General features: G+C 27.8%; 10 protein-coding genes. All 10 read right to left on the bottom strand.

Features of this window, described 5'->3' with window-relative positions; all coding sequences use genetic code 11:
* Window positions 1-544 precede the first annotated feature (544 nt).
* The 10 genes from KKC53_06595 to KKC53_06550 all read right to left on the bottom strand — a co-directional run bounded on the left by KKC53_06595 (window position 545) and on the right by KKC53_06550 (window position 8136).
* Window positions 545-1792, bottom strand: a complete 1248-nt coding sequence (locus tag KKC53_06595; GenBank protein MBU2598815.1) for a transposase — start codon at window positions 1790-1792, stop codon at window positions 545-547.
* Window positions 1793-2163: 371 nt separating this feature from the next.
* A complete protein-coding gene (locus KKC53_06590) occupies window positions 2164-3645 on the bottom strand; it encodes a hypothetical protein (protein ID MBU2598814.1) in 1482 nt (493 codons plus the stop codon).
* On the bottom strand, window positions 3646-3990 hold the full coding sequence (locus KKC53_06585; protein ID MBU2598813.1) for an NADH-quinone oxidoreductase subunit K: 345 nt from the start codon (window positions 3988-3990) through the stop codon (window positions 3646-3648).
* 3 nt (window positions 3991-3993) lie between these two features.
* Window positions 3994-4482: a hypothetical protein gene (locus KKC53_06580; GenBank protein MBU2598812.1), complete on the bottom strand. Its 489-nt coding sequence runs from the start codon at window positions 4480-4482 to the stop codon at window positions 3994-3996.
* Between the two features lie 49 nt (window positions 4483-4531).
* Window positions 4532-4954, bottom strand: a complete 423-nt coding sequence (locus KKC53_06575; protein ID MBU2598811.1) for a 4Fe-4S dicluster domain-containing protein — start codon at window positions 4952-4954, stop codon at window positions 4532-4534.
* 9 nt (window positions 4955-4963) lie between these two features.
* On the bottom strand, window positions 4964-5917 hold the full coding sequence (locus tag KKC53_06570; protein ID MBU2598810.1) for an NADH-quinone oxidoreductase subunit H: 954 nt from the start codon (window positions 5915-5917) through the stop codon (window positions 4964-4966).
* A complete protein-coding gene (locus KKC53_06565; protein MBU2598809.1) occupies window positions 5914-6960 on the bottom strand; it encodes a hypothetical protein in 1047 nt (348 codons plus the stop codon). The genes KKC53_06570 and KKC53_06565 overlap by 4 nt, the downstream gene beginning before the upstream one ends.
* Before the next feature lie 87 nt (window positions 6961-7047).
* Window positions 7048-7497 carry an NADH-quinone oxidoreductase subunit NuoB gene (gene nuoB / locus KKC53_06560; protein ID MBU2598808.1) on the bottom strand — a complete coding sequence of 150 codons (450 nt, stop codon included), beginning with the start codon at window positions 7495-7497 and terminating at the stop codon, window positions 7048-7050.
* Window positions 7490-7876: a hypothetical protein gene (locus KKC53_06555; GenBank protein ID MBU2598807.1), complete on the bottom strand. Its 387-nt coding sequence runs from the start codon at window positions 7874-7876 to the stop codon at window positions 7490-7492. The genes nuoB and KKC53_06555 overlap by 8 nt, the downstream gene beginning before the upstream one ends.
* A gap of 65 nt (window positions 7877-7941) precedes the next feature.
* Window positions 7942-8136 (bottom strand): DUF1858 domain-containing protein, encoded by a 195-nt coding sequence (locus KKC53_06550; GenBank protein ID MBU2598806.1) that lies wholly within the window; start codon window positions 8134-8136, stop codon window positions 7942-7944.
* Window positions 8137-8449: the final 313 nt, after the last annotated feature.

The following is an 8449-nucleotide window of genomic DNA, read 5'->3' as shown; positions in this document are numbered from 1 at the left end:
TCCCCCTGTTTAAATAATATTTTAACTCTATAGCTGAGAAGTTCCCTTGCAATAACTGGGGGATGAAAGGCGTTATTAACTATTAAATATCATAAAATGAAAAAAAATGAAGTCCTTCAGTTGGTTTAATTTAGATAACATTGTGTCCAACTTTTGGGGTTCACACCAAATAATATTTTATTAAAAGTAATAATTTATATAAATAAAAAGTTAATAATATATATTAGTTGTACTATTTAAGCATAGTGTTTTACAGTTTACTATTTATAAAATATAAATATGAATTAATTTATATTTGTTGTCATTCTTGTATGTAAAGTTTTTATTAAATAAAGCTAAATAAACAAGAAAAACAATCTCCTTTTAAAAAGATAAGTATAATGAGGTTTCTTCGCACAGCCTGTACTGAGCAAAGCGAATGTGCTCAGACGCTGTCCTGAACGAAGTGAAGGAATGACAAGGTTATTTATTTTTTTGTGTATAAGAACATGTGTTTGTAAAAACATCTTTTAAATAGTTCATATTAATGAATATTTTAAGTGAACTACCCCCAGCTAACGCAAGGGGCTTCCTGCGAGTATCTATCTTCTACGGGTAGACCTGTTTTTCGCAGATTACCAACAAATTGCTGATAGCCTGTCCACTTGGCATTCTGTGATAGGAAACGAGACATTATGTTTATAGCTGAGTTTTTATCTCTATCTATTTCGTTTCCACAATCACATTTTATAATTCTTTTATACAATGGCATTTCGTGCTTCTTACCACATACATAACACTGTTTGGAAGTATCTTTTTCGTTGATTTCTATTACTCTCTTACCTATAAGTTCAGCCTTGTAGGTTAGAAACCTAACAAACCTTCCAAGAGTTCCTGTGTTCTGTATTGCTCTATTTAGTCCTTTAGTTCCTTTATGGTTTGATTTACCTTTCTTTTTCTTTGACATATCTTTCACAGCCAAATCGCCAATAATTATTGTATTGGCTTTTGTATTATCTATTATCTTTTTTGATAACTTATGTTGAAAATCTTTCATTTGATTAGCACATTTTCTTTTCATTCTTATAAGATTTTTGTTTAGTTTATTGTATTTATTACTTCCTTTTATGCAATGATCTCTTCTGCTTTGTATTTCTTGAACTCTCTTTTGCCAATATTTATCAACTCTTGAGTTTTTAAACTCAATGAACCTACCATCTAAGTTAACCCCAGTATGTTTCATAATTCCTAAATCAAAAGCTTGATATTTATTGTTATCAACATAATCTTTCACTTGTCTATCATAAGTAACACAAATAAAAAACTTACCCTCTTTCTTAAATACTGAAACCTGATAAACTTTACTGAACTTGAATTTATCAGAAATCTTAAATTTTAGTAAAGTTTTATTATACTTTTGTGACAGGAAAACATTTCCATCTTTGAATTTGAATCCACTTTGGTTGTAAACCATTGCAGTAAAGTATTTTTTACCCTTGAATTTAGGAGGTCTTGCATTTTTATCACCTTTTTTAAGTAAAGAAAAGAAAGAACGATAATCTGCATCAAGTGTTCGTAAAATATATTGAAGCACCTTACTATAAACCCACCTGTATTCTGGATATTTCTCTTTTATTATTGGTAAATCATTTTGTTGTTTGAAATAAGAAACATACTTACCCTTATTTTTCCATGAATCTATCCTTTCAGTTAGTGCAAAGTTATATATCAACCTGCATTTCTCAGAAAGAATCCATAAGGTTTCTTCTTGTTCTTTTGTAGGAAATATTCTTTTTTTTTGAGTTAATTTCATTTTTCTTATTGTTTGCTTTAACTTTAGTTATCTTAATTGACTATTACAGAAGAAACAGGAAATTTTCTTAAAATAACTATTAAATTATTAATATTATACAAACATATGTTTGCTTTGTCAACTGTTTTTGATATTATCATTTACTACTAAATTAAATGATTATGAGGTAATTTAAATTTAATTTTTTATATCTTTTTAAGTTGTAATTAACACTGTAATGTAAATTTCTTGTTTTTTTGTTATATTATATATCTGTATTTCTATATAAATAAACAGATATCAGCAAGGAGCTGTTTTAATATATTGTTATGGATGATGCCTTTCATCCACCAGCTATCACAAGGGGACTTCTCAGCTATGGAGTTAAAATATTATTTAAACAGGGGGAAAAGTATTTTAGATAATGTGGGATTTATAATACCATATATACCCAAAGCCAATATAATGATAGAGCATAATATTATAAAGGCTAAAGATAGAAGGTATGGGGAACTCTCTTTAAATAGATTTAATTTCACTTTTTTAGATTTAGGGTAAATATCCGTTTTTGGCTTAGATAATATGCTTAAAATAATTCTTCCATAATAATAAAAAGCTACCAAATAATTTATTATCAAAAATATAGAAATTTCAAAATCAAAATGTCCAGTAGCTCCAATAATAGATTTAATTAATGAATATTTAACTAAAAAACCAGCAGTCCCAGGAATTCCTATTTGTGAAATTAATATTACAATTAATGACAATGCTAAAATTGGTGAAATTTTTATTCCACCTCTAATATCTTCTAAAAAATCTACCCAATTAGTTTTAAGCTTATATATTCTATAAGTCTCTAACCCAATTATTAAGGCTGATGTTGATATTAAATATATAAGCAAATATATCAGAGTTATATTATCAATTCCCATAGAATAAATTCTCAAGTATTGAGAATATAAAAAACCAACAAGAATAAAACAGATATTAACTACATTTGAAAATACCAAAAATCTCCAGATATTTTTTTGAAAAATAGCACCAATATTTAAAAATATTATTGTTAAATAAACGAAACTTATAGTTATATGACAGGGAAACTTAAATTCTAGGAAATTGCATCCTTCAAATATCTTTTGAATGGCTAATAAGTTTGCGGGAATAAATAAGATTGAGAAAAAAAGTGTTGTAAAAAAGCCACTATCTTTGGCAAAAGGGGGAAACCAAAAATTAAACGGGAATAATGATAGCCTGATCATCATAATTACTATTAAAACGATACTTGCTATGATCAAAAGAAGACTTAATTTCTCAATATTAATAATACTTATATTTAAAGAAAGAGATCCTGTTAGCCCATATATTAAGGAAAGAAAATAAATTAATAAAAAAGATGAGATAATTCCACAGATAACATACCTAAGATATGATATCCAACTTCTTTCTCCAACTTTTAAAGCAGAAACAAAATAGGATGAAACCATGACAATTTCTAAAAATAGTAGTAGTGTTAAAAGATTTGAGCTGATACCTAATGACATAGCTCCAAATATTGAAATCAAAATTAAAACATAAATCTCAGATCTTTCTATTTTAGAAGTTATTATTGAGATAACAAGTCCTATTCCAGAAAAAAGAAAAAAATATCTGAAAAAGTTTGAAAGTTCGTTGACCTCTAAGAAATTGGATGAAACAGTTCCAACATTTTTTCTAAATATAAATGTTAAAATCAGGGCTATTACTATTATTAAAAGACAAAAATAGCCTATCCTTTTTAATTTTGTTTTATTAACAAAAATTGAAAACAACAAAATTAAAAGAAAAGAAAGAAATATGAATAGTTCTGGAATTATAAGAGAAAAATTAATTAACAATTATTTCCTCCTGAAAAACTTTGCCATTTTTATACCAAATCTTAAAAAAGGATCTACACTTTCCATATCAATATCCCTTTCTTTTGTTTGAATAAAATAATAAACAAAAAGTCCTACTGCAAACTGCATTATTATCAGACCAATTATAAAAATACCTAAAATCCATTCAGAAGACCCTTCTGGATATAAAAAATAAGAAAAGGAAACAAAATTTATAATAGTCGATAAAGCTATTAACGACGAAGCAATTAACTTATGAATAAATCTTTTTCTATACAAAACACCAAAAATTCCTAAACAGAATATAATCGTGGATATATATAAATAATTTTTTAGAGATAACACTATTTACTTCCTATCTTTAGAAACAAAATATATTCCCATAAAAAAGCTAATAAAATAAATAAATATAATAATCAGAAGTGCAGTATGCTCAACATATAATATCTCGGCAATTTTTGCTGGAGAAGTGGATTGAAATTCATCAACTTTAGTTGTTTCCCACTTACTATTATTAATCACAAAAACAAGACCTAATAATACTAATATGGCTATAAAAATTGCTATAAAAGTTCTTGGCCAATCTCTTTTCCAATTAAAAACTAAATTCTCCCTTTCTCCAATTCCTGCCAATAATAGACCCGCGATTATTGCTGGAAGGGGAATATATATAAATAAAAAGAGAACAGAATTTTTCAAAAATAAAAAAAGAAAACTTATGCTTAAAACACAGATCAAAAAACTCAAAACTATAAATAGATGCTTTTTAAAAAGAACAATACCTAAAGCACCCATTACAATAAGTATTGATACTATATAAAATACTATGTTTTCCAATTATTTGCCTTTTAACTAATAATAAATTTTTTAATTTTTTAAAGTTTTTTTAAGTTTTCCAGAATTTCCTTAACTTCGGTCTCGCGTGTTTGGTTAATTTTTTAATATCATACTTTAAAGCTGATAAATCCTTTTCAGTCAGTTCATAATTAAAACTCATTTTTAATGCTTTTTTCTTGCATACTTCCTCACAAAAACCACAGAACATACATCTGCTAATATCTATATAAAAACTTTTTAATTTTTTATTACTGATATCTACCTCAATAGATATCAATTTTAATGGACAAGATTTCTCGCATTGACTACATCCATCACAGAGGATCTTTCTTGTATCTGGATCCACCATCAATTGAATGCTTCCCCTGCTATTATAAGGAACCATTATTCTATCATTTGGATAAAGAACAGTTACAGATCTCTTAAATGTATTTCTTATAACAATTATTAAACTTCTAAATATACCCTTCATAAGCTAAACTCAAAAAATAGGTTTCAAATAAAGAACCAAAAATATTGTAATCAATAAGTTTAAAAATGATAATAAGCAAAGAATAGCTAAACTTAAATTTATTTTTTTTCTAAAACCTCTTATTCTGGGAATAATAGTATATAAAAATAATATTATTACTTGTAAAACAAAAGTCTTTATTATAGTCCAAATCAGTGGATGCAAAATTTTTGGACCATTCCACCCACCAAGATAAAGTAGGGTTCCCAGAATCAATAAGGATATAATATTGATATACTCAGAGATGGTAGATATTAGATAATTCAATCCAGTTTGAGTAGAAAGATAATCAGTATTAAAGTAGGTATCCTTTTTAGGAACATCAAGAGGTAATCTCTGCCAAAGCAAAGAACAACTTAATAAAAAAACAATAAAACTTAATGGTTGGTATAAGATGTTATAGAATCTACTTTGCGCTCGAACTATTTCAAAAAGATTAAAAGATGACGAAACTATTACAGGTCCCATAGATGATATGAATAATGGAATGCTAAATATAAGAACAGTAGATATCCTATCTAATAAACCTGCCATTTTATTCGTATTTAATTTAACTTTCTTAATTGAAAGAAATGCACCCATGTTGGATATCATAATAAAAGAAAGACAAAGTGGCAGGGACATCTCAATATTCATTAAGAAAATATCTTCTGTCAGGGGAATTAACAGAAAGGCTAATATGGCAAATGTAAGTGAGATCATCACTCCAATGTTATTAGATAGATCTTGCCAATTAGTAAATAATTTTGGCCAATTTAAAATTGTTTTCAAAATTTGGGAAAATATTTGTAAAGTTCCATGAAAACCAGTTTGTAATGGACCTCTTCTTGATTGCATATGAGCTAGTGCTTTCTTATGAAGGTATATAATTATATATAGTCCTAAAAATAGAAATAATAAGAAATATAAAGCTTTTAAAATCATTTATCTACCTCGCACACACAGATATCAAAACTTGCCAGTATTAATTCAATATCCTCGAGTATTTCACCTATAACTGCTTTTGAAAAAGCAAACAGGTTATTATATGAAGGTCCTTTTATGCTTATTTTAGCTATTCTACCCTCACTTACTGATATATTCATACCCAGTTCACCATGGGGACATTCAACATGGCTATATATATTTTCCGTTAAATGAGTATTAACTACACCATATGTTCTTATTTTTCCCTCTGGCACTTTATAAAGAGCCTGTGAAATAATAGAAATAGATTGTTCTATTTCCTCTATTCTAACCATACATCTGTCCAAACTATCTCCTCTATCACCAATGGGAACTTTGAAATTTAACTCATCATATATTTCATAATTATCATTTTTTCTAATATCCTGGGATACTCCCAAGGCTCTTAAGTTTGGACCACTAATAGCTAATTTAATAGCATCTTCTTTTACCAAAATACCCAAATTATTTAGTCTATTAACTACCAGCTCATTCTCTAAGAAAAATACTCTTATCTCATGAACCTTTCTTCTAAAACCCTTTAACATTTCTTTTAATTTGTCAAAAAATTGCTTGCTCAAATCACTTTTTATACCCCCAATTCTTACAAAATTTGGAGTTAGTCTCGATCCTGTTGCAACCTCGATAAGATGAAGTATTTCTTCTCTTTCTCTCAAGCAATAATGAAGTGGCATATTCATACCCAATGCATTCGCTAACTTGGTTAAAAATAGTATATGACTGGATATTCTCGAAAGTTCACTGAGAATTACCCGAATAAATTTTGCTCTTATGGGTACCTCTATTTTGAAATAATTTTCTAAGGCAATACAATATGCAAGTTCGACAGATATCGCACTGCTAGTATCAACTCTATTAATAAATGGAATAACCTTGTCAATTTCTATGCCCTCAATTATTTCTTCAACACCAGTCTTTAAATATCCAAAATCTGGATTCAAATTAATAACCACGTCTTCTTTTAAGTTAATATTTAGTCCAATGGGAAATCCAAATGGCATAAATTTAGGCTCAATATATATGCTATAAGTATCTATTTTTTACACCCTTTTTTAAAAATTCAATATTTTATTAATATTTTCGGCTTGTTACTTAAACCTTTCCTTATATCTTAAAATTGAATATATAATTGCTTCTGGTCTTGGTGGACAACCTGGTACATAAAGGTCCACATTAAAAATTTCTTTTACTCCATTTAATATATAATCGCTTTTGTAAAAAGGGCCCCCATTTATTGCACATGAGCCAACCGCTATTACCACTGTCTTGTCTTCAATGTTGTTATATAAATCTTCTAAGATGGGTTTCATTTCTTTGGTGATGGTTCCCGCTATCATTAGGACATCTGCTCTTTCTGGAGAAGAGACAAAGTTTACTCCCAATCTCTCAAGGTCATAAACTGGACCATAAGTTGCCAAAATTTCATCTCCACAACATCCTGATGAAAAGCAATATACATTTATAGATGTTAACTTCACCCAATTTTTTAATCTATTCAGAAATTTAATTTTTCTTAAATGTTTAGGGTTATTATCCATGTCTCTTTGCTTTATTTATCCTGGTAAATCTTTTATATATTAATAATAAATTTATAATAAATAAAAATATTAATATAGCTATTACCATGGCTATAAATTTTCCATTAAGCGAAGACAACACTATTAAACCTCCAAAAAATAATAAACCTACCTCATAAAAAAGTATTATCACAATAAGAATAGGTTCTAAATAGCTTATAGTAAATGTTTGCAAATTGTAACTTTTTGGATGCATTTTTGTAGAAGATTTAGTAGTGGTTGATTTACCAGAAATGAAATTAATAAATTTTTGTAATAAATAAAACAAAATTATTATGATTAATGGAACAAATACTACTATGAAAATAAATTCATAATTTTCAAATAGCTTTTGATTCAAACTAACTCCTAATGTGGATATTTAAGAGAATACTATAGATTAAGAAAATATTATGTTAATATTTTCTATTTAATATTAACTTGCTCAGCAACCTTGTTTAAATCCTCAACTAATTTTTTGACATCTTTAATTCCATGGGCAAGTGCTCCCTCCTCTACACTTTCCCATTGAGCAACATGGCATCCCACACATGGAAGACCATGGCTAAAAAAAACTGGCATAGTTTGAGGATATTTAGTTACAACTTCTCCAATAGTCATATCTTTAGTTATTAATACTTCCTTTTCCAATATAACCTCCAAATATTTTATTTTTATAAAGTTTATATTTTTAGAGATTTGTAGCATGGTTTCGAAGACATTTCACCCTCCCCCTACCCCCTCCCATAAAGGGAGGGGAATCTAGTAAAAAGAGGGGAAAAACTATGCTCAAATCTTTTGATACTTCTTCTTTAATTAGAATTTAATATTTTTATTATCTTGTAAATCTAATTTAGAACATTGATTCCATTTCTAATACTGGATGTCCTACTTTTTGTATAAAATTAAGAACTTCCTCTTCTGTTACAGCATC

This window comes from Actinomycetota bacterium, assembly GCA_018830725.1.
Taxonomy (GTDB): Bacteria; Actinomycetota; Humimicrobiia; order JAHJRV01; family JAHJRV01; genus JAHJRV01.
The sequence above is the reverse complement of the archived record's forward strand: the minus strand, read 5'-3'. Positions and strand labels throughout refer to the sequence as shown.

Bases quoted from the DNA above. Each gene is read 5' to 3' on its own strand.
- KKC53_06575 (MBU2598811.1), bottom strand. From the start codon at position 4,954: ATGAAGGGTATATTTAGAAGTTTAATAATTGTTATAAGAAATACATTT.
- KKC53_06570 (MBU2598810.1), bottom strand. From the start codon at position 5,917: ATGATTTTAAAAGCTTTATATTTCTTATTATTTCTATTTTTAGGACTA.
- KKC53_06550 (MBU2598806.1), bottom strand. From the start codon at position 8,136: ATGACTATTGGAGAAGTTGTAACTAAATATCCTCAAACTATGCCAGTT.
- nuoB (MBU2598808.1), bottom strand. From the start codon at position 7,497: ATGGATAATAACCCTAAACATTTAAGAAAAATTAAATTTCTGAATAGA.
- KKC53_06565 (MBU2598809.1), bottom strand. From the start codon at position 6,960: ATGCCATTTGGATTTCCCATTGGACTAAATATTAACTTAAAAGAAGAC.
- KKC53_06595 (MBU2598815.1), bottom strand. From the start codon at position 1,792: ATGAAATTAACTCAAAAAAAAAGAATATTTCCTACAAAAGAACAAGAA.